The sequence below is a fragment of the Pseudomonas sp. C 49-2 genome (genome assembly GCF_003970195.1).
In the GTDB taxonomy this organism is placed as follows: domain Bacteria; phylum Pseudomonadota; class Gammaproteobacteria; order Pseudomonadales; family Pseudomonadaceae; genus Aquipseudomonas; species Aquipseudomonas canadensis.
In genome coordinates, this window is the sequence record NZ_RXYG01000002.1 from 143,488 (window position 1) to 168,740 (window position 25,253).

General features: G+C 60.9%; 18 protein-coding genes and 2 tRNA genes. 4 read left to right on the forward strand and 16 right to left on the reverse strand.

From position 1 onward, the window contains the following. Positions 1–28: 28 nt before the first annotated feature. From EJ576_RS04245 to rnr, 15 genes are all read right to left on the reverse strand, one after another. Complete coding sequence (locus EJ576_RS04245; protein WP_016976923.1) at positions 29–919, reverse strand: transglutaminase family protein; 891 nt, start codon at positions 917–919, stop codon at positions 29–31. Next, entirely contained in the window at positions 919–3,405 is a 2,487-nt protein-coding gene (locus EJ576_RS04250; protein ID WP_033897400.1) for a circularly permuted type 2 ATP-grasp protein, read from the reverse strand. The genes EJ576_RS04245 and EJ576_RS04250 overlap by 1 nt, the downstream gene beginning before the upstream one ends. Before the next feature lie 147 nt (positions 3,406–3,552). Further along, positions 3,553–6,843, reverse strand: coding sequence for a DUF2126 domain-containing protein (locus EJ576_RS04255; RefSeq protein ID WP_126569629.1), 3,291 nt, complete (start codon positions 6,841–6,843; stop codon positions 3,553–3,555). A gap of 187 nt (positions 6,844–7,030) precedes the next feature. Further along, positions 7,031–7,480 carry a hypothetical protein gene (locus EJ576_RS04260; protein ID WP_123474050.1) on the reverse strand — a complete coding sequence of 150 codons (450 nt, stop codon included), beginning with the start codon at positions 7,478–7,480 and terminating at the stop codon, positions 7,031–7,033. After that, a complete protein-coding gene (locus EJ576_RS04265) occupies positions 7,477–8,409 on the reverse strand; it encodes an NAD synthetase (RefSeq protein WP_126569630.1) in 933 nt (310 codons plus the stop codon). The genes EJ576_RS04260 and EJ576_RS04265 overlap by 4 nt, the downstream gene beginning before the upstream one ends. A gap of 225 nt (positions 8,410–8,634) precedes the next feature. Beyond that, positions 8,635–9,093 carry a hypothetical protein gene (locus tag EJ576_RS04270; RefSeq protein ID WP_100491617.1) on the reverse strand — a complete coding sequence of 153 codons (459 nt, stop codon included), beginning with the start codon at positions 9,091–9,093 and terminating at the stop codon, positions 8,635–8,637. Continuing rightward, a complete protein-coding gene (locus EJ576_RS04275; protein ID WP_123474052.1) occupies positions 9,090–10,010 on the reverse strand; it encodes an NAD synthetase in 921 nt (306 codons plus the stop codon). The genes EJ576_RS04270 and EJ576_RS04275 overlap by 4 nt, the downstream gene beginning before the upstream one ends. Positions 10,011–10,221: 211 nt before the next feature. Continuing rightward, a complete protein-coding gene (locus EJ576_RS04280; protein ID WP_028615522.1) occupies positions 10,222–12,525 on the reverse strand; it encodes a YgiQ family radical SAM protein in 2,304 nt (767 codons plus the stop codon). 96 nt (positions 12,526–12,621) lie between these two features. Next, on the reverse strand, positions 12,622–14,019 hold the full coding sequence (gene dnaB / locus EJ576_RS04285) for a replicative DNA helicase (RefSeq protein WP_016976916.1): 1,398 nt from the start codon (positions 14,017–14,019) through the stop codon (positions 12,622–12,624). 110 nt (positions 14,020–14,129) lie between these two features. Further along, positions 14,130–14,576, reverse strand: coding sequence for a 50S ribosomal protein L9 (rplI, locus tag EJ576_RS04290; RefSeq protein WP_016976915.1), 447 nt, complete (start codon positions 14,574–14,576; stop codon positions 14,130–14,132). An 18-nt stretch (positions 14,577–14,594) separates the two neighbouring features. Beyond that, a complete protein-coding gene (locus EJ576_RS04295) occupies positions 14,595–15,488 on the reverse strand; it encodes a hypothetical protein (protein WP_028615521.1) in 894 nt (297 codons plus the stop codon). Between the two features lie 36 nt (positions 15,489–15,524). Next, the gene (gene rpsR / locus EJ576_RS04300) at positions 15,525–15,755 is read right to left on the reverse strand and encodes a 30S ribosomal protein S18 (protein WP_002551829.1); all 231 of its coding nucleotides are present in this window, start codon (positions 15,753–15,755) and stop codon (positions 15,525–15,527) included. Between the two features lie 28 nt (positions 15,756–15,783). Continuing rightward, positions 15,784–16,206 (reverse strand): 30S ribosomal protein S6, encoded by a 423-nt coding sequence (gene rpsF, locus EJ576_RS04305; protein ID WP_003236224.1) that lies wholly within the window; start codon positions 16,204–16,206, stop codon positions 15,784–15,786. 305 nt (positions 16,207–16,511) lie between these two features. Further along, a complete protein-coding gene (rlmB, locus tag EJ576_RS04310) occupies positions 16,512–17,273 on the reverse strand; it encodes a 23S rRNA (guanosine(2251)-2'-O)-methyltransferase RlmB (protein WP_003188074.1) in 762 nt (253 codons plus the stop codon). Next, positions 17,270–19,897: a ribonuclease R gene (gene rnr / locus EJ576_RS04315; protein WP_126569631.1), complete on the reverse strand. Its 2,628-nt coding sequence runs from the start codon at positions 19,895–19,897 to the stop codon at positions 17,270–17,272. The genes rlmB and rnr overlap by 4 nt, the downstream gene beginning before the upstream one ends. Before the next feature lie 225 nt (positions 19,898–20,122). On the opposite strand from rnr, the gene EJ576_RS04320 reads away from it, so the two are divergent. The 4 genes from EJ576_RS04320 (at position 20,123) to EJ576_RS04335 (ending at position 23,197) form a co-directional block, all read left to right on the forward strand. Then, positions 20,123–20,209: transfer RNA gene (locus EJ576_RS04320), tRNA-Leu, on the forward strand. 152 nt (positions 20,210–20,361) lie between these two features. After that, positions 20,362–20,448: transfer RNA gene (locus EJ576_RS04325), tRNA-Leu, on the forward strand. Positions 20,449–20,606: 158 nt separating this feature from the next. Continuing rightward, positions 20,607–21,632, forward strand: a complete 1,026-nt coding sequence (locus EJ576_RS04330; protein WP_122730581.1) for an iron ABC transporter substrate-binding protein — start codon at positions 20,607–20,609, stop codon at positions 21,630–21,632. Then, positions 21,632–23,197 carry an iron ABC transporter permease gene (locus EJ576_RS04335; RefSeq protein ID WP_122730579.1) on the forward strand — a complete coding sequence of 522 codons (1,566 nt, stop codon included), beginning with the start codon at positions 21,632–21,634 and terminating at the stop codon, positions 23,195–23,197. Before EJ576_RS04330 ends, EJ576_RS04335 begins: the two co-directional genes overlap by 1 nt. Positions 23,198–23,305: 108 nt before the next feature. Here EJ576_RS04335 and EJ576_RS04340 read toward each other — a convergent pair whose 3' ends face one another. Further along, complete coding sequence (locus tag EJ576_RS04340; RefSeq protein ID WP_028615518.1) at positions 23,306–25,240, reverse strand: methyl-accepting chemotaxis protein; 1,935 nt, start codon at positions 25,238–25,240, stop codon at positions 23,306–23,308. Positions 25,241–25,253 lie beyond the last annotated feature (13 nt).

Sequence of the window (25,253 nt, forward strand, 5' to 3'; positions counted from 1 at the left end):
GGCCCGCCCGGCTCGGCACAATCCACCGTTATTCCAGCGGCATCACCGTTACCCTCACCTCCGGGTCATGGCTCCCTCCCCCCAGAATCACCCCTCGCAACGGCGACACATCGGAAAAGTCCCGGCCCCAGGCCAGGGTGATGTGCTCCAGTGCCGGCTGCACATTGTTCGTCGGATCGAAATCCACCCAGCCCGAAACCGGGCAATACACCGAGACCCACGCGTGGGACGCATCGGCGCCGATCAGCCGTGGCTGGCCGGGCGGTGGCTGGGTAAGCAGGTAGCCGCTGATATAGCGTGCCGCGAGGCCCCGCGAGCGTAGGCAGGCGAGCATCAGGTGGGCGAAGTCCTGGCATACGCCGCGACGGCGCTCCAGCACTTCCACCAGCGGCGTGGCGACTTGGGTGGCCTCGGCGTCGAAGGTAAATTCGCTGAAGATCTTTTCCATCAGCGCCTGCACGCCCAGCAGCAGCGGTTTGCCGGGAGGAAAGCAGCTTTCGGAAAATTCGACGAAGGTTTTCTTCAAGTGCACGTAGGGCGATTCGAAGCGGTAGCGGCAGGCTTCGATCAATTCACCGGACATAGGCTGGCTGCTGTAGGTCAGGCTGTCGCGGGTCTGGTCCCAGGCGGGCGACTGCTGGAAATCCAGCGCCGGCCGCGCCAGCACTTCCACGGTCAGCCCGGCGTTCACCAGCAATTCATCATGAGGCCGCTCGAATGCCAGGCGCGTGATCGGGTTGCCGAACACGTCCAGCTCATCGCGGCGCGAGGTCGGTTCCGGGCTGATATCCAGTTGCTGCAAGCTGCAACGCTGCCAGGCGCACGGCCGTGGCCACAAATGCGCCAACTGCTGGGCCAGGGACACCGGGCTGTCATAGTGGTAATGGGTATCGTGGAAAATCTGGTAGCGCGCACTCATCACACCGACACCGTTTGCTGACTGACATCATCCACATGGGCAAAGTGACGCAAGGCCAGGCGGTCCGACACTTGCCCACTCTCATCGGCGACTGCTTGCAGCAGGTCCGCCAGGCCGTCCAGCGCGGCACGTACGCTGGATTCGCCGAACAACGGGTTCTCCAGGCAACCCAGGTCGAACCGCGCCAGGCGCTCCACCAACGGGCCGAGACCGGTTTCACGTGGCACACCAAAGTCGTCATTGAGACGCCGCAGCGTGCGGCTCACCAACTTGAGCTGGAACAACACCGCATGGGGGTTCTGCTCGTCCAGCAACAGCAGGTCGAGTACCGGGATCAACTGCGGCACCGCCAGGTAACGCGAACGGTAGGTGATGCTGCTGTTGCCCAGTTCCAGCAACCACTCCAATCCCGCCTGGTCAAACACCGCCACGCCGCGCAGGAACGCCGCCAGGCTGCTGCTCAGGAATTGCAGGCGCTCGATACGCCGGCCCATCATCAAAAAGCGCCAGCCTTCGTCACGGGTCATGTCGTCCAGGGCAAACCCGGACAACGCCGCCAGGGACATCACCAGACGGTTGAGGAAGTCCAGCAACTCGCCAAAATCCGGTGACTCGCTTTCCAGCTCCATGGCTTCGCGCTGCAACTCCACCAGGGCCTGCCAGTTCTCCCGGGACAGCTTGCCGCGTACCTGGGACGCCGCCCACTGCAAGCGTTGCAGGTTGGCGCGCAGGCTCGACGGCCAGTCATCGCCGAGCAGCGCCGCCAGCAGGCGTTCGGGCAACTCGCCCTCTTCCGGCAGCAGCCGCAGGTTTTCACCCAGCTCGACAGCCGCCTGCAGGGCCAGCGGGTCGTCGCCATCCACATAACGCGCCAGCACGATACGCAGCCAACGCGCGCTGTCGTCGCAGCGTTCGCAGTAACGGCCAAACCAGAACAGATTTTCCACCACGCGGGACGGCAGATAGGGATCGCGGCGTACCAGGTCATGGGCGCCAATCGCACGCTGTGCACGCCAGTGTTCGCCACCGGCGGCGCGTTCGCCGAGCACCCAGGTGTCCTTGCTCGCACCGCCGCGTTGCATCGACACCACTTCGGCGTCGGCCTCGGCTGCCACCCGCGTCAGGCCACCGGGCAGCACACGGTAACCGTCGTCACTGGCCACGGCGTATACGCGCATGCCGATGGCGCGGTGTTGCAGGTGGTCATCCACGGTGTGCCATACCGGCGCCTGGGACAATTGAGCCAGCTCCTGGGCGACGTAGGCGTAGGGCCGCGCGCGCATGCGCTCGGCCAGGGCCTGGCGTTGTTCGTCGTTGAGGTCGCGGCCGAATACCGGCGCAAAACTCTGCGACGGAAACGCGGGTTTGATCAGCAACTCCGGCAGTTTCTCCAGCGCTTCGGCCAGCACCGGCGCCTCACCGCACCACCAGGTGGCGATGGACGGCAGAATCAGTTTTTCGCCAAACAGGAATTCGTTGATCTTCGGCAGAAAGCCCAGCAAACCGGGGGATTCCAGCACGCCGCTGCCCAGGGCATTGGCCACCAGCACATTGCCTTGGCGCACGGCATCCAGCAAACCCGGTACGCCGAGGGCCGAGTCAGTGCGCAGCTCAAGCGGGTCGCAGAAATCATCGTCGAGGCGACGCATGATCGCGTGCACCCGGCGTAGGCCGCTGAGGGTTTTCAGGAACACAGTGCTGTCGCGCACGGTGAGGTCGCCGCCCTCCACCAGCGGGTAGCCGAGCTGGCGGGCGAGGTAAAGATGCTCGAAGTAACTTTCGTTGAAACGGCCGGGCGTCAGCAGCACGATCAGGGGCGGCTGGTCATCACCGGGCGCCTGGCGGGCCAGGGTTTCCTGCAAGGTGCGGAAGAACCCGGTGAGGTGCTGCACCTGCAAGTCACGGTAAAGATCCGGGAAGGCGCGGGACACGATGGTGCGGTTTTCCAACGCATATCCGGCACCGGACGGCGCCTGGGTACGGTCGGCGGTGACCCACCAGCGACCATCCGGCGTGCGCGCCAGGTCCACGGCATAGAGGTGCAGGAACGCACCGTCCGGCGGCTGGATGCCCTGGCACGGCCACAGGAAATTGTTATGTCCGAATACCAGCTCAGCCGGCAGCAAGCCTTCCTTGATCAGGCGTTGCGGGCCATAGAGATCGGCCAGTACGGCATTGAGCAGGCGGGCACGTTGCGCGATACCCGCTGACAGGTGCTGCCATTCATCAGCGGCCAACACATGGGGCAGTAGGTCCAGCTCCCACGGGCGGTCGGCGCCCTTGGGGTCGGCGTAGACGTTATAGGTCACGCCGTTTTCCTGGATCTGCCGGGTCAACAGCGCCTGGCGCTGGGCCAGTTGCGCGGGCGTGCTGCGTTGCAGGTGATCCAGCAAGCGCCGCCAATGGGCACGCACCGCGCCGCTGTCATCCAGCAGTTCGTGATAAGTGCCCGCGGTCAGCGGGTAACGGTCGAGCAAGTCGGACATGGAACGCTCGGCAGAGGCAAGGGGGCTCAGATTAACTCAACAAACACTGCAAATCCCCTGTAGCCCCAGGCTTTTGTGGTGAGCGGGCTTGCCCCGCGCGAGGCAAGCTCGCTCACCACAAAAGCTAGCGTCCACAGGGGATCGCATTCAGTCATTTTTATTGGGGAAACGCCGTAGATCCAGGGTCATCGGCAATTCGTCGTTAATGACAACCGTCGGCACGTCGAGCTTCCCTGGGCTATGCCCCAACCGGAAAAACCGCGCCATGCGCCGGCTCTCTGCCTCGTTGGCATTCACCGGCAGGCTGTCGTAGTTGCGCCCACCCGGATGGGCGACGTGGTATTGGCAGCCGCCCAGCGAACGCTGCATCCAAGTGTCCAGCAGATCGAACACCAGCGGCGCATGCACCGGGATGGTCGGTTGCAGGCAGTTAGCCGGTTGCCAGGCGCGGTAACGCACGCCAGCGACGAACTCACCGACTCGCCCAGTCGGTTGCAGCGGCACCGGGACGCCATTGCAGGTCAGCAGGTAGCGCTGCGGGGGCAGCCCGGTCAATTTGACTTGCAGGCGCTCAAGGGATGAATCCACATAACGCACTGTGCCGCCGACCGCGCCCTCCTCGCCCAGGACGTGCCAGGGTTCCAGAGCCTGACGCAGCTCCAGCTCGATCCCGCTGACGGCGTAGTCACCCACTTTGGGGAAACGGAATTCCAGGTGCGCGGCAAACCACTCGGCGCGTAGCGGGTAGCCGGCGCTGTTGAGTTCGACGATCACGTCGGCAAAGTCTTGCTCGATGAAATGCGGCAGCAGGAAACGGTCGTGCAGCTCTGTGCCCCAACGTGCCAGCTTCGGCGGCGCGTAGGGTTCGCGCCAGAATCGCGCGACCAAGGCGCGCAGCAGCAATTGCTGGGTCAGGCTCATGCGGGCATGGGGCGGCATTTCAAACGCGCGCAGTTCCAGCAGGCCGAGGCGGCCGGTGGCGCCGTCCGGCGAGTAGAGTTTGTCGATGCAGAATTCGGCGCGGTGGGTGTTGCCAGTCACGTCGATCAGCAGGTTGCGCAGCAAGCGATCCACCAACCACGGCGGGCATTCCTCACCGGGTTCTGGCATTTGTGCGAAGGCGATTTCCAGTTCGTACAACGCGTCATTACGCGCCTCGTCCACCCGTGGAGCCTGGGAAGTCGGGCCGATGAACAGGCCGGAAAACAGGTAGGACAATGACGGATGGTTGTGCCAGTAGCTGATCAGACTGCGCAGCAGATCGGGTCGGCGAAGGAACGGTGAGTCCTTGGGCGTTGCACCACCGAGTACAAAGTGATTACCGCCGCCGGTGCCGGTGTGACGCCCGTCGATCATGAATTTTTCGGTGGTCAATCGCGTTTGCCGCGCCTCTTCGTAGAGAAATTCGGTGCGTTCCACCAATTCGTCCCAAGTGGCGGACGGCTGCACGTTGACCTCAATCACACCCGGGTCCGGCGTGACGCGGAAGTTACTCAGCCGCGTGTCGGCCGGCGGCTCGTAGCCTTCCAGCAACACCGGGCAGTGCAGCTCTTCGGCAGTGGCTTCAATGGCTGCCACCAGTTCCAGATAGTCTTCGACGCGCTCCAGGGGCGGCATGAACAGATAGAGGCGCCCTTCCCGTGCCTCAGCGCACAGAGCGGTGCGAGTCAGCCAGTCGGCGGACTCGTCCACCTTGGGCACACGCTCCTCGCTCGGCGCGGCCTCACCATGGTGTTGCAGTTGCACAGTGGACGGCAGCTCCGGCTGATCCTGATTCGGGTCAGTCGGGTGCACAAACGGATACTCCGCCGCCGTCACCCACGGCTGCGAGGCCAATGGCAGGCGATAACCCAGCGGCGAATCCCCCGGCACCAGGCGGCAGTGGTTGTCGCGCAAATACCAGCGCCCGCTTTGCCAGCGGTCATTGGCTGCCGTACGCGCCAACGGCAGCACTTGGCCGATGACTTTATCCAGGCCCTGGCTGAACACCTTGCGCAGGCGTTCGCGCTCCAGATCGTCGCTCAGCCGCGGATCTTGGGCGGTGACGTTCTGCGGCAGCGCACCCTCGCGCCACAGGTAGTAGAAGTTGTCTTCGAACGCCGGGAACACAAAGCGCGCCGGTAATTTGAGGCGCTCTGCGACGCTGGCCAGGAAACGTCCGGCCAGCGCACCGTCAGCGCCGTAGTCCGCCTGCTCATCGGCAATCAACGCGCTGTTGTGCCAGATCGGCACACCGTCGCGGCGCCAGTAGCAGTTGAGCGACCAACGCGGCAGTTGCTCGCCGGGGTACCACTTGCCCTGGCCGAAGTGCACCAACCCCTTGGGTGCGTAGTGCTTGCGCATGCGCTGGAACAGCTCGGCAGACAGTCGGCGCTTGTCCGGACCTAAGGCGGCGGTGTTCCACTCGGCGCCGTCGGGATCGTCGATGGAAACGAAGGTCGGCTCGCCGCCCATGGTCAGGCGCACATCGTCCTTGAGCAGGTCGCCATCGATCTGACGGCCCAAGGCCTGGATCGCCAGCCATTGTTCTTCGGTGTAAGGCTTGGTGACGCGTGGGGCTTCCCAAATCCGCTCAACCGACATTTCGTGGGTGAATTCGCACTCGCAAGGCTCCACCAGCCCACTGATCGGTGCGGCGGACGATGGATCGGGACTACACGCCAACGGAATATGGCCTTCACCGGCGAACAACCCGGACGTGGCATCCAGGCCAATCCAGCCGGCGCCGGGCAAATACACTTCGCACCAGGCGTGCAGGTCGGTGAAGTCCACTTCGGTGCCGGAGGGCCCATCGAGGGCTTTGACGTCAGCCGTGAGCTGAATCAGGTAACCGGACACGAAACGTGCTGCCAGCCCCAGATTGCGCAGAATCTGCACCAGCAACCAGGCCGAGTCGCGGCATGAGCCAGAGGCGTTTTCCAGGGTGAACTCTGGGGTTTGCACGCCTGGCTCCATGCGGATCAGGTAGCCGATATCGGCCGCCAAGCGCTGATTGAGGCCCACCAGAAAGTCCACGGCCGGCAAGGGTGTGCGGTCGATACCCGCCAGGTACGCGGCGAACTTCGGCGTCAGCGGCAGGGTTTCCAGGTACGGCGCCAGCTCACGCTGCTCGTCGGCGGCGTAGCTGAAGGGGATTTTCTCGGCATAGGGCTCGAGGAAAAAGTCGAAGGGGTTGAACACCGCCATTTCAGCGACCAGGTCGACTTCGATGCGCAGCTCGTCAGTCTTTTCCGGGAACACCAACCGCGCCAGGTAATTGCCCTGGGGGTCCTGCTGCCAGTTGATGAAATGCTGCTCAGGCAGCACTTTCAGCGCGTAGGACAAAATCCGCGTGCGGCTATGGGCTGCTGGGCGCAACCGCACGATTTGTGGGCCGAGCTCGACAGCGCGGTCGTAGCGGTAATGCGTAACGTGGTGCAACGCGACATGAATCGACACGGCGGCCTCCTGCGAGCCAGGGCATGGGAACAAAGCGCGCAAGACTTATGCCAGAGCGGCGGTCATTGCGCTTTATCGTAAGACCCGGTGCAGTACAGCACCAAAACGGCGCCAACGGCGGTGCCATGGTGCAAGTGACGCACATATTTGTGGCGCCGGTGTGAAGGCGGGTGGGGAATCTACCCAATCAGCCGGTTTTGCGCTTGGCGATCGCGGCTTGGCGCAGGTGGCGGATCTCAAGCAGCTTCTGGCGCATTTCGCGATGGCGCTTGCTGTTGAGCAGCAACAATCCAAGCAGCGGGAAGAGCACAGCCGAGCCATAGACCAGAGTGTGCAGGTCGTATTGAATCATTGGCAGTACGAACAACAGGCAAGCGCCGAGATAGCCCGCCACCAGTTTCGTCGCCCACGGATAGCCGCGCGCGATCATGACGTTGCCAAATACCAGCACCGCGACCAGCATCAGGATCGCAGCGCCCGAACAGCCGGATTTAAGCGCGGGATCAGTGTCGCGCAAATAGGTTACGCCCGCCGTGGAAACCGCAGCGGAGCCGGAAAAGATCGCCATGAAAATCGTGCCCATGAACACGGGGAAATAGCGCGCGAGAAAACTGCCCATGTCGGGAAAGCCTTTCATTCCGTCAGGTCCTCGTACAGGCCGATGGCAATGGTCTCGGCAGTGCCGACGTGACCTGTTCGATGGCTGCCCCATATTCCCAAGAGCCCGCCCAAGGCATCCTTGAGTTGGGTCAGGGTGGCATGGCGGATCTCCGTAGAGCTGTAGCTCTTGGTGAGCTTGCCGGCGCGTTGCTGCAATTTGAGTAGCTTGGGCGTCAGGCTGGGGTCCCGAAGGCTCAGCAATTCCTTGGTCAATTTCTTGCGCTCCTGGCGGCTCAAACCCTTGAGCAGCTCGTACCAACTCTTGCCCAATGCCGCGGCCTTATTGGCCTTGAGCAGCCTTACGGTGGTCAGCGCGCCCGTGCCGATGCCCACTAATGAGGCCGCATCCAGGATGGGTGAAACTGCGCCATACCACTCGGCGTCGTCCATGCGGTCGTTGGCATCCGGATCCAGTATTTCGTTATAGGTGCGCGCCACGCCGAACCCGCATTGTGCGCTACTGGCCAATGCCGCCGTGACACCAATGCCCACCACAAACGCACTGGCGCCGGCCGTGAATGGTACGGCTACGCTACCGCTGAACACCACAACCCAGCCGATGATCGCTGCGCCGCAAGAAAGCCCCATATCAAAAGCCTCTTTTTGAAGACGCCCTTCACGGGGGTCAGTCTTCACCTGCTCTACAAACTGCGCAGGCGAGATGTACTTCTGCGCCTCGCGCAAGATGATGCGCTTGGGTCTGATACTGCAGATGGGCTTGAATTCGCGCAGGGTGACCACGTTGAAATCAGCGTCAATGTACACGACGCCCGCGCCAACAATGGCGGGGTCGGCGTCGATCGCCGCGAACAGGCGTGGCAGGTTGATCTGGCTTTCGATGCGCTGGCGCGCCATGAACTGAGAGCGGTTGGAGTCCATGCCGATGCCAGCAAGGGGGTTACCCATGAGTGTTCTTCCTTGAAGTCGAGGGCGGCCAGACTGGCCTCATCGCGGGCAAGCCCGGCTCCCACAGTTGACCGGGTTTCAATGCTGGAATGCGGTCAACCGCGGGCTTGCCTGGGATGGCGACAACATCATAGCCCAAGCGGGAATTGGAGGAGATCACCATCAGATCGTCCCCATGAACTGGAAAATAGCGCGCGAAAAAACCGGTTATCGACGGCGACTCCTTCACATGCGGCTACTCGACCCAACGGTTGATTTGACAGATTGCCGAATGCGACGGATTCCCACCAGTTTTGCACGCATCTCTCGTTGAACCTTGCTGTTAAGTATCAACAATCCAAGGAACGGGAATAACAGCGCCAACCCATAGAGAACTTTATGAGGCTGGTACTGAAGCATTGGGACGACAAACAGTAGACAGGCGACGTAGATGCCGACCATCACCCACACCCAGGAGGGGCGGCCCCGCAAAATCATAAAGTTGCTATGGACCGTCAATAGAATGAGCAGCGCCCCGGCAGACATGATCTTGAGCCCCACTTGAGCAATGGGCGCATCACGAAAATAGGTGATGAACGCCAGCGCCACAGCCAACGCCAAAGAAAAACACGCAGCAAATACGCCGCCCATAAACGTCAGAAAGTATTGCCTGAAAAAGTCGCGTAGCGTCATTAACTCGTTCATTCGTTTATTTCCTCGTACAACCCAATCGCGATGGTATTGACGTTTCCGGAGTACGCACTCCCGCCAAATCCTATGGTTGCGCCGAGGACGTCTTTGATCTGGGTAGTGGTGCTGTGCTTGAGCTGCGTAGGGGTGAAACGCTTGGTGAGTTCGCCCGACGCCTGCCTCAATTTGATCATCTTCGCGGTCAAGCTGGGATGGTTGATGCTCAGCAGCTCTTTCGTCAGCTTGGCTCTTTCCTGGCGATTCAAACCGCGAAGCACATCACGCAGGCTCTTGCCCGTCGATGCTTTGGCGGCCCTGACCAGCTTGACCGTCGTCAGGGCCGAAGCGCCCACGCCAGCCAGTGATACGGCGTCCAGCACAATGGACGCATTCTGGTACCAGCCTTCACTGTCGAGCGAATCCTTGACCTCAGGTTTGGCGACTTCCAGCGCTGTTCGGGCAATGCCGTTAAAGCACTGAAGCATACTCGCGCCGGCAGCCGCATACCCCACTACAACGATGACGGAACTGGCGCCAGCGCTGAAAGGCACCAGAATGGTTCCACTGGCAATCGCAGCCCAACTGATGACAGCCCCAAAGCAGGAGATTCCGGTATTTACGGCCTCGCCAATCAGTCGGGACTCTCGAGGATTGCTCACGACATGTTGAGCAAACTGCGTTGGCGCAATGTACTTCTGCGCTTCACGCAAAATGATGCGCTTAGGCTTGATGCTGCAGATGGGCTTGAATTCGCGCAGGGTAATGATGTTGAAGTCAGCGTCGATATACACCACGCCTGCGCCGACAATCCCGGGGTCGGCGTCGATAGCCGCGAACAGGCGCGGCAGGTTGATCTGGCTTTCAATGCGCTGGCGCGCCATGAACTGCGAGCGGTTGGAGTCCATGCCGATGCCGGCCAGGGGGTTACCCATGGGGTGTTCTTCCTTGAAATGGGTGGTGACTGAACTGACGCCTTCGCGAGCAAGCCCGCTCCCACATTTTGATTTGCGAATACATTCAAGTGTGGGAGCGGGCTTGCTCGCGAAGGCGATTTAATGGTCGCCACCTTAACAAACAGGCTCGCCACCGAATAGAAAGCAAAACGCCAGCACACGGCTGGCGTTTTACATGTTCAGACTGCGATCAACGCGGCACGACCGGCTTGCGCGCAGGCTTGCCGCCCTTGCCCTTGGCCGCATCGGCGCGCTCCTTGGCGGCCTGCTTGTTGCGCGCCTGGGCCGCGGCCTTGGCTTGCTCACGCTTGTCCCACGGGTTGCTGCCGTCGCTACCGCGAGGAGGCAAACCGGTGTGCTGGGTGAGGATCTTCGTGGTGGTTTCCTTGGCGACCTTGTGGCTGCCGGCCGGCGTCGAATTCTTGCGACGCGCGCTCTGGTAGCTGTCGGTGCTCGGCTGGTGCAGCGGGATCAGTTGGTCCTTGCCTGGCCCGATCAAGTCGGCACGGCCCATGCGGGTCAGTGCTTCACGCAGCATTGGCCAGCCTTTCGGGTCGTGGTAACGCAGGAAGGCCTTGTGCAGACGGCGCTGCTCTTCGCTCTTGACGATGGTCACCGCGTCGCTCTTGTAGGTGACCTTGCGCAGCGGGTTCTTGCCCGAGTGGTACATCGCGGTGGCGGTGGCCATCGGCGACGGGTAGAACGCCTGCACCTGGTCGGCGCGGAAGCCGTTGCCCTTGAGCCACAGGGCCAGGTTCATCATGTCTTCATCGGTGGTGCCCGGGTGGGCGGCGATGAAGTAAGGAATCAGGTACTGCTCCTTGCCCGCTTCCTTGGTGTACTTCTCGAACATGCGCTTGAACTTGTCATAGCTGCCAATGCCCGGTTTCATCATCTGGTTGAGCGGACCTTCCTCGGTGTGTTCCGGGGCGATCTTCAGGTAACCACCGACGTGGTGGGTGACCAGCTCTTTCACGTATTCCGGCGACTCGACGGCCAAGTCATAGCGCAGGCCGGAGGCGATCAGGATCTTCTTCACACCCGGCAATGCACGCGCGCTGCGATACAGCTGGATCAACGACGAGTGATCAGTGTTCAGGTTCGGGCAGATACCGGGGAACACGCACGATGGCTTGCGACACGCGGATTCGATTTCCGGGCTCTTGCAGGCGATGCGGTACATGTTCGCGGTCGGGCCGCCGAGGTCGGAGATCACGCCGGTAAAGCCCGGCACTTTGTCGCGGATCTCTTCGATCTCGCGGATGATCGACTCTTCGGAACGGTTCTGGATGATGCGCCCTTCGTGCTCGGTGATCGAGCAGAAGGTGCAGCCACCAAAGCAGCCACGCATGATGTTCACCGAGAAACGGATCATGTCGTAGGCCGGGATCTTTTCCTTGCCATACGCCGGGTGCGGGACACGTGCGTAAGGCATGCCGAACACGTAGTCCATTTCTTCGGTGGTCATCGGAATGGGCGGCGGGTTGAACCACACGTCCACTTCACCGTGCTTCTGCACCAGGGCACGGGCGTTGCCTGGGTTGGTTTCCAGGTGCAACACGCGGTTGGCGTGGGCGTAGAGCACGGCGTCGCCACGGACCTTCTCTACTGAAGGCAGACGGATCACGGTCTTGTCGCGGGTCATGCGCGGGCTGGCGAGGATCTGGACGACCTTGGCTTCTTCCGGGTCATCCACCGGCCCCTTCTCTTGCTCGATAGCGCAAGCCTGGGTGTCTTGAGTGTTGACGTACGGGTTGATGATCTTGTCGATCTTGCCCGGACGGTCGATCCGCGTGGAGTCCACTTCGTACCAGCCCACCGGCGTATCACGGCGAATGAACGCGGTGCCACGCACGTCAGTGATGTCTTCGATCTTGTGGCCCCACGACAGGCGCTGGGCGACTTCGACAATCGCACGCTCGGCGTTGCCGTACAGCAGAATATCGGCGGTAGCGTCGATCAGGATCGAGTTACGCACGCGGTCCTGCCAGTAGTCGTAGTGGGCGATGCGGCGCAGGGAGGCTTCGATGCCGCCAAGTACGATCGGCACGTTCTTGTAGGCTTCCTTGCAACGCTGGCTGTACACCAGGCTCGCGCGGTCCGGGCGTTTGCCGGCCATGCCGCCGGGGGTGTAGGCGTCGTCGGAACGGATTTTCTTGTCGGCGGTGTAGCGGTTGATCATCGAGTCCATGTTGCCGGCCGCGACGCCGAAGAACAGGTTCGGCTCGCCGAGCTTCATGAAGTCGTCTTTGGACTGCCAGTTCGGCTGGGCGATGATCCCGACGCGGAAGCCCTGGGACTCCAGCAGCCGGCCGATGATCGCCATGCCGAACGACGGATGGTCAACATACGCATCACCGGTGACGATGATGATGTCGCAGGAATCCCAGCCAAGCTGATCCATCTCCTCCCTGCTCATCGGCAGGAATGGCGCTGGACCGAAACATTCGGCCCAGTACTTGGGATAGTCAAATAACGGCTTGGCTGTTTGCATGACGGTGACCGGTGTTGAGATGGAAAATCGCGGGCGCGGAATATAGCACAAATTTTGACCAATTCCGACGGTAATGGTCGGAATTGAGCAGACGGGTTATTCGTCGTCGTCGAAGTTGTAGCTACCTGGTGCGAGGTTTTCGAAGCGGGTGTACTTACCAATGAACGCCAGGCGGATAAAACCGATCGGCCCGTTCCGCTGCTTGCCGATGATGATCTCGGCGATGCCTTTGTGCTCGGTTTCGGGGTGGTATACCTCGTCGCGGTACACGAACATGATCACGTCGGCGTCCTGCTCGATCGCACCCGATTCCCGCAAGTCGGAGTTCACCGGACGCTTGTTGGGACGTTGCTCCAGGGAACGGTTGAGTTGGGACAGAGCCACGACCGGGCAGTTGAACTCCTTTGCCAAGGCCTTCAGGGACCGGGAGATCTCGGAAATCTCGTTGGTCCGGCTGTCACCGCTGGAACCCGGGATCTGCATCAACTGCAGGTAGTCGATCATGATCAAGGCGATATCGCCGTGTTCACGCACCAGGCGGCGGGTGCGTGCACGCATCTCCGAGGGGCTGATGCCCGCAGTGTCGTCGATGAACAGCTTGCGGTCATTGAGCAGGTTGACCGCCGAGGTCAGGCGCGGCCAGTCGTCATCTTCCAACTGGCCGGAACGCACCTTGGTCTGGTCGATACGGCCGAGGGACGAGAGCATCCGCATGATCAGCGATTCACCGGGCATCTCCAGGGAGTACACCAGGACGGTCTTGTCGCTGCGCAACACGGCGTTTTCCACCAGGTTCATCGCGAAGGTGGTCTTACCCATGGAGGGACGACCGGCGACGATGATCAAGTCGGACGGCTGCAGGCCGCTGGTCTTCTCGTCGAGGTCGGCGTAGCCGGTGGAAATACCGGTGATGGCCGCGTCGGTGTTGAACAGCGTGTCGATACGGTCGATGGCCTTGGTCAACAGCTCGTTGACGCCTACCGGGCCGCCGGTTTTCGGGCGGGCCTCGGCGATCTGGAAGATCTGGCGTTCGGCTTCGTCGAGGATCTCTTCGGCGGTGCGCCCTTCCGGGTTGAAGGCGCTGTCGGCGATCTCGGTGCTGATACCGATCAGTTGGCGCAGCGTGGCCCGTTGGCGAACAATCTGAGCATAGGCCTTGATGTTGGCGACGGACGGCGTGTTCTTCGCCAGTTCACCGAGGTAGCCAAGGCCGCCGACCTGGGAGGTCTGGCCTTCCTTGTCTAGCTGCTCGGCCAGGGTCACCACGTCGATCGGTGAGTTCTGGTCGGCCAGCTTGGCGATGGCACGGAAGATCAGGCGGTGGTCATGGCGATAGAAGTCACCGTCCGAGACTTGATCCAGCACGCGTTCCCAGGCGTTGTTGTCCAGCATCAAACCACCGAGCACAGCCTGTTCGGCCTCGATGGAATGCGGCGGCACCTTCAGGGCAGCGGTTTGCAGATCGTATTGCTCAGGAGCTGAAATATCGTTCATGGCCACTTGGAATTTGGGGTGTGTAGAAAAACAAAAGGCACGACCTGTAAACAGGATCGTGCCCGATGTTAACTGGCTGACACGCGAGGTGCCAGTCAGTTAGGTGCTGCTTAAGCTGCTACCACGATAACGCGTACGGTGGCTTCAACTTCGGCGTGCAGGTGCACGGCTACGTCGAATTCACCTACGTTACGGATGGTGCCGTTCGGCAGACGAACTTCGCTCTTCTGCACTTCAACGCCGGAGGCGGTCAGTGCATCAGCGATGTCGTGAGTGCCGATCGAACCGAACAGCTTGCCTTCGTCACCGGCGGTGGCAGTGATAGTCACTTCCAGCTCAGCCAGTTGGGCAGCGCGAGTTTCGGCCGAAGCTTTTTTGTCTGCTGCTGCTTGTTCCAGCTCAGCACGACGCTCTTCAAACGCAGCCAGGTTGGCAGCGGTTGCAGCGGTGGCTTTGCCGTATGGCAGCAGGTAGTTACGACCGTAACCGGCCTTAACGTTCACTTTGTCGCCCAGGTTGCCCAGGTTGGCGACTTTTTCCAGAAGGATCAGTTGCATGTGAAAATCCTCTAACTTTTAACCTTCACCGTTCGCGTTATCGGCGTCTTTCGGCGCCAGACGACCGCGAAAATCAATCAGGCCGTCGACAATGGCCAAAACCACGAGTAACGGATAGATCAGTTGCATGAACACCAGCATCGTTACGTACATCCCCACCAGCCAGAACTTGGCCAGGCGCTTCTGCGCGACCAGCCCATGAATCAGGGCCAGTCCGGAAAACACCAGCGGTACGCTGCAAAACAGCATCAGCAAGGTGGCTTGTGAACCGAAGTACGGTCCGACCACCATGAGTGCCAGCAGCAACATCGCCGGGCCCACGGGGATTCTGATACTGCGAAATTCGCGACCAAAACCACCCGGGTTGTACAACAACGCCTGCCAATAACGCCCAAGCATCAGGCTCAGCAAACTGACGATCTGCATCATTACCGCCATCAGGCCGATCAGGGCCGGTGCAATCAGCGTTGCCAGTCGCGCTCGCTCTTCTACCGACAGCTGTTGGTAGAGTTCCCCGAGGGCCATCGGCAGGATCTTGACGATCTCTTGCGACAGCGCCTCGATCTGCGGGCGGAAAGCCGCGTCAATCAACACCGAAAACACCAACCCCAACGCCACGCTGACCAGCAGCGTGCGGACCCAGGACTCACTTGCGCGCAAAACCAACGCAAGGCTCGACGACCCCAGCAGCACCAGAAGCACTTTGGGTTCGCCCAGTTGCAACCACCAGATCAAGGCGGCTACGACTCCCAGGGCCAGGATGCCAACGGCATCCTGCAAACCGCGCCGCAGGAGCACAAGGCATCCAGCGGCGGCAGCCAACCAATACAACAACGGCAATGCTGCACATCCAGCCACTACCAGAGTGGCCTGCACACGACCGCGCATGATGAACTCAGCTAAGGCGCGCATGCATTCAATCCCTTACTACTTGTCGACTGCCCGGTCTCAGCGGCCGTGGCTGTCGGTGTAGGCCAGCAGGGCCAGGAAGCGGGCGCGCTTGATAGCGGTGGCCAGCTGACGCTGATAACGTGCTTTGGTACCGGTGATACGGCTTGGAACGATTTTGCCGGTCTCGGATACGTAGGCTTTCAGAGTGTTGAGATCTTTGTAATCGATCTCTTTCACGTCTTCAGCGGTGAAGCGGCAGAATTTACGACGACGGAAGAAACGTGCCATTTGATAGGCTCCTTAAAAGGTCCGTGGATTACTCGTCAGCGTTATCGCTGTTGTCGCTGTCATCACTATCAGCGCTATCAGCGCCTTCGTGCTCAGGACGGTCGCGACGCTCACGGCGCTCACTGCGGTTTTCTTCAGCCTTGAGCATCTCGGATTGGCCGGTAACGGCTTCTTCGCGACGGATGACCAGGTTACGGATCACAGCATCGTTGTAGCGGAAGTTGTCTTCCAGCTCGGCCAGGGCCTTGCCAGTGCACTCAACGTTCAGCATCACGTAGTGAGCCTTGTGAACATTGTTGATTGCGTAGGCCAGTTGACGACGGCCCCAATCTTCCAGACGGTGGATTTTGCCGCCGTCTTCTTCGATCAGCTTGGTGTAACGCTCAACCATGCCGCCGACTTGCTCGCTTTGATCCGGGTGGACCAAAAAGATGATTTCGTAATGACGCATGAATGCTCCTTACGGGTTGTAGCCTGCCGCTCAAAAACGGTCAGACAAGGAGTGAATGACACTTATGGATCTTGCCGCAGGGAGGCACATCGGTGCCTGCCAGGAAGGCAAGGGGCGCAATTGTAGAGAAGGGGGAGGAAGCGTGCAAGGTGATTGGTGATTATTTGAACAATCTCCCAAACACCACAAATCAAATGTGGGAGTCGGGCTTGCCCGCGATGCAGGCACCTCGGCGTATCAGTGATACCGAGGTGATGCTATCGCAGGCAAGCCAGCTCCCACATTTTGACCTGAGCCAGACTTGGCTACTTCTTCGGCTTGGCCTTAGCTTTGGCGCCACGCTGACGCTGGGCTTCAAACAGGCACACGCCGGTGGCAACCGACACGTTGAGGCTGCTGACGCTACCGGCCATCGGCAGATGTACCAGGTAATCGCAATGTTCGCGGGTCAAGCGACGCATACCTTTGCCTTCGGCGCCCATGATCAGGATGGTCGGGCCGGTGAGGTCCTGGTCATAAATGCTGACCTCGGCCTCGCCTGCCGTACCCACGACCCACAGGCCACGCTGCTGGAGTTTCTCCAGGGTGCGCGCCAGATTGGTCACGGCCACCAGCGGAATCACTTCCGCCGCGCCACAGGCGACTTTACGCACGACCGGCGTCAAGGTCGCGGACTTATCTTTAGGCACGATCACCGCCAGCGCGCCGGCAGCGTCGGCCGAACGCAGGCAAGCGCCGAGGTTGTGCGGATCGGTCACGCCGTCCAGCACCAGCAGCAACGGCGCACCTTCGGTACGGTCGAGCAGCTCGTCGAGCATCGCTTCGCCCCAGACCTGGCTCGGGCTGACGTCCGCGACCACGCCCTGGTGGACGCCTTCGACCCACACGTCCATTTCGCGACGCTCGGCCTGGCCGATGGCAACCTTGTTCTGGGTCGCCAGTTCAACCAGCGCTTGTACACGCGGCTCGCTGCGGCCTTCGGCCAGCCACACTTGCTTGACGCGTTTCGGGTGGTGACGCAGCAGTGCTTCTACGGCGTGCACGCCGTAGATTTTTTCCAGACTCATGACTTGGCCTTAGGTTTGCGCGACCCGCCGCTCTTGGCAGGGCCCGAACCCGCTTTTGGCGGGCCTTTACGGTGTTTACTTGGCTTGCTCGACGGCTTTTCCGCCCCGTGGGACTTTCCCCCAGACGCCGCTTTACCACCGCTTTTGGCTTCGTTGAGCAACTGCTGCTTCAACTCGCGGCTCTTGCGCAGCTCGGCGTTTTTCGCCGCAGCATCGCTTGGGCGGTAGGCTTCAGGGGCCTTTTCCTTGGTTGTCGGGCGACGGCCAGTTTTGGCTGGCGCAGGCTCGGCGGTCGCTGCTTTCGCAGGCGCGGCTTTGCCTTTGCTGGTCGGTTCACTGCCACGTTTTTTACGGCTGCCCGGCGATTCGGCTGGCTTGTCGGACATGCCGAAGTCGATCTTGCGCTCGTCGAGATCGACGCGCATGACCTGCACTTCCACGGTATCACCCAAACGGAAGCTGCGACCGGTGCGCTCGCCCGCCAGGCGGTGGTGCACAGGGTCGAAGTGGTAGTAGTCACCCGGCAAGGCGGTGACGTGCACCAGGCCTTCGACGTAGATGTCGGTCAGTTCGACAAACAGGCCAAAACCGGTCACGGCAGTGATCACGCCAGGGAAAGTCTCGCCTACACGATCCTTCATGAACTCGCACTTGAGCCAGTTCACCACGTCGCGCGTGGCTTCGTCGGCACGTCGCTCGCTCATGGAGCACTGCTCGCCCAGCTGTTCCAGGGCCGCTTCGTCGTACGGATAGATCCGTGCTTTCGGAATGCTCATGGCACCGGCGCGCTTGACGTGCGGGGTGTTCTGCTTGGAGTGGATCACGCTGCGGATTGCGCGGTGCGTGAGCAGGTCCGGGTAACGACGGATCGGCGAGGTGAAGTGGGTGTACGCCTCGTAATTCAGACCGAAGTGGCCCTGATTGTCGGCGCTATACACCGCCTGGCTCAGTGAGCGCAGCATGACGGTCTGGATCACATGGTAATCCGGACGGTCCTTGATGCTGGCGAGCAGCGCCTGATAGTCCTTCGGCGTCGGGCCGTCCTTGCCTTTGTGCAGGGACAGGCCGAGCTCGCCGAGGAAGGCGCGCAGTTTTTCCAGACGCTCCGGCGGCGGGCCATCGTGCACGCGATAAAGCGCAGGAATCTCATGCTTCTTCAGGAATTCCGCGGTGGCCACGTTGGCCGCCAGCATGCATTCCTCGATCAGTTTGTGCGCATCGTTACGCGTGGTCGGGGTGATCGCAGCGATCTTGCGCTCGGAACCAAAGACAATCCGGGTTTCCTGGGTTTCAAAATCGATAGCGCCACGCACGTGACGAGCGCCCAGCAACACCTTGTATAGCGCATAAAGCTGCTTGAGGTGCGGCACCACGCCAGCGTATTCAGTACGCAGGGCCTTGGCTTCGCTGGTCTTCGGCGCTTCCAGGATAGTGCTGACCTTGTTGTAGGTCAGGCGCGCCTGGGAGTGGATCACCGCTTCGTAGAACTGGTAGTCGGTCATTTCGCCGGTTTTCGAGATGGTCATCTCGCACACCATGGCCAAACGGTCGACTTTCGGGTTCAGGGAGCACAGGCCGTTGGACAACTGCTCAGGCAGCATCGGGATCACGCGCTCTGGGAAGTACACGGAGTTGCCGCGCACTTGGGCCTCGTTATCCAGGGCCGAACCGATCTTCACGTAGCTGGATACGTCGGCAATCGCGACGAACAACTTCCAGCCACCGGAGAACAGACGCAGCTTGCCCGGCTTGGCTTCGCAGTAGACCGCATCGTCGAAGTCGCGGGCATCTTCGCCGTCGATGGTGACGAACGGCAGATGGCGCAGGTCGATGCGTTTTTCTTTGTCTTTCTCTTCTACTTCAGGCTTGAGCTTGCCGGCTTCTTTGAGCACAGCTTCAGGCCAGACGTGAGGAATATCGTAGGTGCGCAGCGCAACGTCGATTTCCATGCCCGGCGCCATGTAGTTGCCGACCACTTCAACGATATCGCCCTGGGGCTGGAAGCGCGCCGTTGGCCAGTGAGTGATCTTCACCTCGACGAATTGGCCGACCTTGGCGGCGCCATTGCGGCCCGGGGTGATCAGCACTTCCTGCTGGACCTTCGGGTTATCCGGCACGACAAAGCCAATGCCGCCTTCTTCGAAGTAACGGCCGACGATTGACTCATGGGCACGGGACACCACTTCGACGATCACGCCTTCACGGCGACCGCGACGGTCCAGGCCGGAAACGCGCGCCAGGGCACGATCGCCATCGAACACCAGGCGCATTTGCGCCGGGCTCATGAACAGATCATCGCTGCCGTCGTCCGGGATCAGGAAGCCGAAACCGTCACGATGGCCGGCAATGCGGCCCAGGATCAGGTCGAGCTTATCCACAGGCGCGTAAGTGCCACGGCGGGTGTAGATCAGTTGAGCATCACGCTCCATGGCACGCAAACGGCGGCGCAGGGCTTCGAGTTGGTCTTCGGTGGTCAGACCGAATTCTTCAACCAACTGCTCGCGGCTAGCAGGCGAACCCCGATCGGCGAGGTGCGCCAGGATCAGTTCGCGGCTAGGAATAGGGTTTTCATATTTTTCCGCTTCACGAGCGGCCTCGGGATCGAGGGACTGCCAATCGGCCATTAGAGAGTTTTCACCTTGTCTATATGCGGGTTAGTTTGGCATACGCGTATTGAAACGGGAAATTTCAGACGCCAACAAGCCTTTTAAAGCCCTTTGCAGCCCCCGGCGGACACCTTGCACGACCATTGGCGAAATTTTCCAGGCTTTTTTCATGGCAGGGCTTTACAGCTTAAAATCCCCTCCGTATAGTGCGCGCCATCGACGACGGCAACGTTGTCTGATAATGCCCAGGTGGTGAAATTGGTAGACACGCCAGCTTCAGGTGCTGGTGATCGCAAGGTCGTGGAAGTTCGAGTCTTCTCCTGGGCACCAAATTCAGATCAAACCCGCGAAAGCGGGTTTTTTCGTTTCAGGCCTTTGATTTTCAACGGAAAACTTGATTTATTTTTTCGAATCAGGGGTTTACAGATCAAAAAGCCCTCCGTATAGTTCGTCCCATCAACAGCGCAAGCGCTGCTGATAATGCCCAGGTGGTGAAATTGGTAGACACGCCAGCTTCAGGTGCTGGTGATCGCAAGGTCGTGGAAGTTCGAGTCTTCTCCTGGGCACCAAATTCAGATCAAACCCGCGAAAGCGGGTTTTTTCGTTTCCGGGGTTTGAAAAGCCTGACCTGAATCTTTCCCAGCGATTTGCCCCCTCGCCCGCACCTGAGAAACTTTATCGTTTATCCTTGTAAGTATTTGTTGCATACAAGTGAGGAACAACCCGGATGATGATCCGCGATACCCATCTCAAGACATCCCTTCTGCGCGGCCTGACCATCACTCTGCTCGGCCTGACCCTGCTCTCGCCCACCGCCTACTCCGCCGACAAGGTTTCCCTGACCCTGTACAACGGCCAGCATAAAGAAGTCGGCGATGAACTGGCCAAGGCCTTCGAAGCCAAGACCGGTATTCACGTCAACGTGCGCAAAGGCAGCAGCAACCAGCTCGCCAGCCAAGTCGTGGAAGAAGGCGACCGCTCGCCTGCCGACGTGATCTACACCGAAGAATCGCCACCGTTGAACAAACTCGGCGAACAAGGCCTGCTGGCCAAGATCGACGCCAGCACCCTCGACGTATTGCCCAAGGATTATGTCGGCACCCATGGCGACTGGATGGGCGTGACCGCACGCACCCGCGTCGTGGCGTTCAACCCGAAATTGATCGCGGAAAAAGACCTGCCGAAATCGGTGCTGGATTTTGCCGGCCCCGAATGGCAAGGCAAGGTCGGCTTCGTACCTACCAGCGGCGCCTTCCAGGAACAGGCCGTGGCGATCATCAAGCTGCACGGGCGTGAAGCCGCCGAAGAATGGCTGACCGGCCTGCGTGCCTTCGGCAAGGTCTACAGCAACAACATGGTCGCCCTCAAAGCCGTTGAAAATGGCGAAGTGGCTACCGTGCTGGTGAACAACTACTACTGGTTCGCCCTGAAGAAAGAAAAAACCAACCTGGATTCCCAACTGCATTACTTCACCGATGGCGATGCCGGTGGCTTGATCACCGTATCTTCGGCGGCGGCGCTGAAATCCAGCAAGCATCCGAAAGAAGCCCAGCAACTGCTGGCGTTCATGGCCAGTGAAGAGGGCCAGCGCGTCATCACCAACACCTCGGCTGAATACCCGCTGCGTAAAGGCATGGAATCCAGCCGTGGCCTCAAGCCGTTCAGCGAGTTGCAACCGCCGAAAGTCACCCCCGCAGACCTGGGCAACGCCGAAGAAGCCCTGGACCTGGAACGTGATGTTGGCTTGAACTGATGAACCCATCGTTACCCGCCCCCGCCCTGCGCGGGGGTTTCAGCCCAAAGCGCAAGCGCCCGTCGATCTGGTTGTTGCTGCCCGTACTGTTGCTGGTCGGCTTGAGCTTGCTGCCGCTGGCCTATGTCGGGCTCAAGGCGTGGCAAGCCGGTTGGGCGGAGGCGGTGCACCTGCTGTGGCGGCCGTATGTGTTCGGGTTGCTGCGCAATACCTTGGCGCTGATGATCGGGGTGACGGTGACGTGTGGCGTGATCGGCCTGTCCCTGGCCTGGCTGCTGGAGCGCAGCAATCTGCCGGGACGACGTATCTGGGGCGTGATCCTGTGCCTGCCGTTTGCGGTGCCGGCGTTTGTCAGCAGCTTTACCTGGGTATCGCTGAGCGCCAGTTTCGAAGGGCTTGGCGGGGCCATCCTGGTGATGAGCCTGTCGAAATACCCGCTGGTGTTTCTGCCGGTGGCAGCGACCCTGCGCAATCTTGACCCGTCCCTGGAAGAGTCGGCCCGCACCCTCGGATTGAATCGCTGGGGCGTGTTCTTTCGCATCACCTTGCCGCTGCTGTGGCCTTCACTGCTGGCCGGAGCATTGTTGATTGCGCTGCATATGCTGGTGGAGTTTGGCGCGCTGTCGATCATCGGTTTGCAGACCTTTACCACCGCGATCTACCAACAGTTCGAGCTGGAATTCAGTAACGCGAATGCCGCGATGCTCTCGGCTGTGCTGCTGGTGATGTGCCTGACTCTGCTGTGGCTGGAGTTGCGCGTGCGCGGCAAGGGCCGGCATGTGCGTATCGGCCAGGGCGCGGCGCGACATGCGGAGCAGGTTCGACTGGGGAAGTGGACGCCATTGGGTCAGGTTTATTGCCTGGCGCTGGCGATCATCGGCAGCGGGATTCCGCTGGGGATGCTCGGTTATTGGTTGGCAGTGGGATCTTCTGCCGCCTTCCCAGTAGCAGAGATCGGTGAAGCGTTGCTGTCCTCGTTGGCGCTGTCCCTCGGAGGCGCCGCGCTTTGCCTGGTGCTCGCGGTGCCGGTCGGTCTGCTGGTGGTGCGCTACAAAGGCCAACTGGCGATCTGGGCCGAGCGCCTGCCGTACCTGCTGCACGCCCTGCCCGGCTTGGTGATTGCGCTGACCCTGGTGTATTTCGCCCTGCACTACGTGCCGGCGCTGTACCAGACATCAGCGCTGCTGTTGATTGCTTATGCGCTGCTGTTCTTGCCGCTGGCCCAGGCGCCGATTCGCACCGCGCTGAACAAGGCAGCGCCGCAGCTTGAAGAAGCTGCGCGCACGCTGGGGGCTTCGTCGTTCAGTGCGTTTTGCCGGGTGACCTTACCGATTATTTTCCCGGCATTGGGGGCGGCGTTTGCGCTGGTGTTTCTGGATGCGATGAAGGAATTGACGGCGACATTGCTGCTCAGTCCGACAGGGTTGAATACATTGGCGACAGCGGTGTGGGCGCACACCTCGAATGTGGAATTCGCGGCGGCGGCGCCTTATGCGGCGCTGTTGATATTGGTGTCGGGGTTGCCGGTTTACCTGCTCACAACACGGATGTATTTGAGCCGCTGAAACCGCTATCGGGGGCAAGCCCCCTCCCACACTTGCCTGCATTCCAACATTGGAACTCGGTCATCTGTGGGAGGGGGCTTGCCCCAGATGAGGTCGGTACAGGCGATACTAGGCCCTGAACTGCCCCAGGCTCGCCTTCAACTGCGCCGCCAACCCATCCAGTACCTTGCCACTGGCGGTGGTCTCAACCACCGCCTGGGCGGCACGTTCGGCCTGAGCATGGATTACCTCAACCCGCCCACGCACCGCATGGGCACCCTGGGCCTGATGCTCAGCGGCACGGGTTGCCAAGCCTATCGCGGCATGCACCTGCTCCACCGAAGCCTGCACCGTCTGTTGCAGGCGCACGCTGTCGCGCAGCACCAGCAAACCTTCACTGGCCTGGCGCCCGGCCTTGCCGATGGTTTCCACCGCCTCCCGCGCGCCTTGCTGCAGCGCCACGATATGCGCCTGAATATCGCCCGTGGAGCTTTGCGTCTTGCTGGCCAGCGCACGCACTTCATCCGCCACCACCGCAAAGCCGCGACCGGTCTCACCAGCACGCGCCGCCTCGATGGCCGCGTTGAGCGCCAACAGATTGGTCTGCTCGGCGATGCCGTGAATCACGGTCAGCACCACCTCGATCTGCTGGCTTTGCTGGGCCAGGCGCTCGATGACCGTGGAGCCCGCTTGTACTTGGCCCGCCAGCGCCTCGATCAAACTGCCGACCTCAGCCGAGGTCCGCGAGTTCTCATCCGTGGCCTGGCGAATATCCACCACCTGCTGCAACGCCGCCTGCATCGCATGGCTCTCGGCCTGCGCCTCGTCGGCCATCTGCGACAGTGCGCGCAAGCTCTCGGCCACTTCATCGCGCTGTAAACCGGCTGCAGCGTCAGCACCAGCATTGCGCAAGGTCATGGCGCCGATTTCCACGCCAGTACGCTGGGCCACATCCCCCGCCTCGCGCACGATGGGCTGCAACTTATCGACAAAGCGATTGACCGCCGAAGCCATGTCGCCGATTTCATCCTTGCTGCTGATTTGCACACGCTTGGTGAGATCACCCTCGCCCGCCGCCAAGTCGTCCATGGCCGCGATCAGCAGCTTCAGGCGATTGACCACACGGCGCCCGAGCACGATGGCGATCAACAGCAACACGCCCAAACCGACCAGCGCCAGGCCCATGCCGATGCGCCAGCGCAAGGTGCCGGCGGCGTCCTGGACGGCGCTGGTGGTGTTGGCGGTCATCTGTGTAGCGGTGGCTTGCGCGGATTGCAGGCGCGCGCCCATGGCGGCAGCGCTATCGGCCGCTGCGCCCTTGAGGCTGTCGCCCACCAACTGGTCACCGCTGGCGATCAGTGCGGCGAAGCGCTTATCCAGCGCGGCCAGATCAGCCTCCACTGCGGTCGTGGACACCCCCATGCGCACCTTACCGATCTCCACGCCGTTGGGGCTGATGGACGCTTCAACATAGAACACCGAAGGGTCATCTTTCGCCGCATCCAACACTTTATCCAGGGCGCGGTCACCCTTGCCTTTTTCCAACAGCGCCTGGTTAATCGGGTTTTCACGGTTGAGGTAGCGGGTCAGATGCTCACCCGCCGCGTCGTCATAGACCACGAACAGCACGTTGGGGTTGCGCTGGGCACGCCGGGCGAACTCCGACAGCGTCGGCACGTCGCTGTCCCACATAGCGCGGGGCGCCACCGAGGCCAGCAGTTGCGCCATGTCATTGGCAGAGTCTTTCAGGTCTTTTTCCAGGGTCGCACGCAGTTGCTTCTGCTCTTCCTGCAGGCGGGTTGAAAGCCCCGCTGTCAGACGCTGACGGGTACTCGTCGACAAGCTGTCCAGGCTGGACGTGACTTCTTTACCGGCCTGGGCCAATTCACCCGACAGTTTCTGGCTGTCGATACCCAGGCGATTACCCAAATCAGCTTCCAACGCTGTGACGGTGCTTCGCGTCAGGGCGACGGCAACCAACACTTGCACCAAAAGGGCGATACCTAGGGTAACGAACACCGGCCGCAACAGACGGCTTTGTAACAATGAGAGAACGGCAGACATCGGGAATCCCTCC

What these genes read in the sequence shown, in the direction of transcription:
- dnaB (WP_016976916.1), bottom strand. Translation starts at nt 14,019, where the DNA reads ATGAACGATATTTCAGCTCCTGAGCAATACGATCTGCAAACCGCTGCC.
- EJ576_RS04280 (WP_028615522.1), bottom strand. Translation starts at nt 12,525, where the DNA reads ATGCAAACAGCCAAGCCGTTATTTGACTATCCCAAGTACTGGGCCGAA.
- EJ576_RS04260 (WP_123474050.1), bottom strand. Translation starts at nt 7,480, where the DNA reads ATGAAAGGCTTTCCCGACATGGGCAGTTTTCTCGCGCGCTATTTCCCC.
- rlmB (WP_003188074.1), bottom strand. Translation starts at nt 17,273, where the DNA reads ATGAGTCTGGAAAAAATCTACGGCGTGCACGCCGTAGAAGCACTGCTG.
- EJ576_RS04335 (WP_122730579.1), top strand. Translation starts at nt 21,632, where the DNA reads ATGAACCCATCGTTACCCGCCCCCGCCCTGCGCGGGGGTTTCAGCCCA.
- rnr (WP_126569631.1), bottom strand. Translation starts at nt 19,897, where the DNA reads ATGGCCGATTGGCAGTCCCTCGATCCCGAGGCCGCTCGTGAAGCGGAA.
- EJ576_RS04295 (WP_028615521.1), bottom strand. Translation starts at nt 15,488, where the DNA reads ATGCGCGCCTTAGCTGAGTTCATCATGCGCGGTCGTGTGCAGGCCACT.
- EJ576_RS04340 (WP_028615518.1), bottom strand. Translation starts at nt 25,240, where the DNA reads ATGTCTGCCGTTCTCTCATTGTTACAAAGCCGTCTGTTGCGGCCGGTG.
- EJ576_RS04270 (WP_100491617.1), bottom strand. Translation starts at nt 9,093, where the DNA reads ATGAACGAGTTAATGACGCTACGCGACTTTTTCAGGCAATACTTTCTG.
- rpsF (WP_003236224.1), bottom strand. Translation starts at nt 16,206, where the DNA reads ATGCGTCATTACGAAATCATCTTTTTGGTCCACCCGGATCAAAGCGAG.
- EJ576_RS04330 (WP_122730581.1), top strand. Translation starts at nt 20,607, where the DNA reads ATGATGATCCGCGATACCCATCTCAAGACATCCCTTCTGCGCGGCCTG.
- EJ576_RS04245 (WP_016976923.1), bottom strand. Translation starts at nt 919, where the DNA reads ATGAGTGCGCGCTACCAGATTTTCCACGATACCCATTACCACTATGAC.
- rplI (WP_016976915.1), bottom strand. Translation starts at nt 14,576, where the DNA reads ATGCAACTGATCCTTCTGGAAAAAGTCGCCAACCTGGGCAACCTGGGC.
- EJ576_RS04250 (WP_033897400.1), bottom strand. Translation starts at nt 3,405, where the DNA reads ATGTCCGACTTGCTCGACCGTTACCCGCTGACCGCGGGCACTTATCAC.
- EJ576_RS04275 (WP_123474052.1), bottom strand. Translation starts at nt 10,010, where the DNA reads ATGGGTAACCCCCTGGCCGGCATCGGCATGGACTCCAACCGCTCGCAG.
- EJ576_RS04265 (WP_126569630.1), bottom strand. Translation starts at nt 8,409, where the DNA reads ATGGGTAACCCCCTTGCTGGCATCGGCATGGACTCCAACCGCTCTCAG.
- rpsR (WP_002551829.1), bottom strand. Translation starts at nt 15,755, where the DNA reads ATGGCACGTTTCTTCCGTCGTCGTAAATTCTGCCGCTTCACCGCTGAA.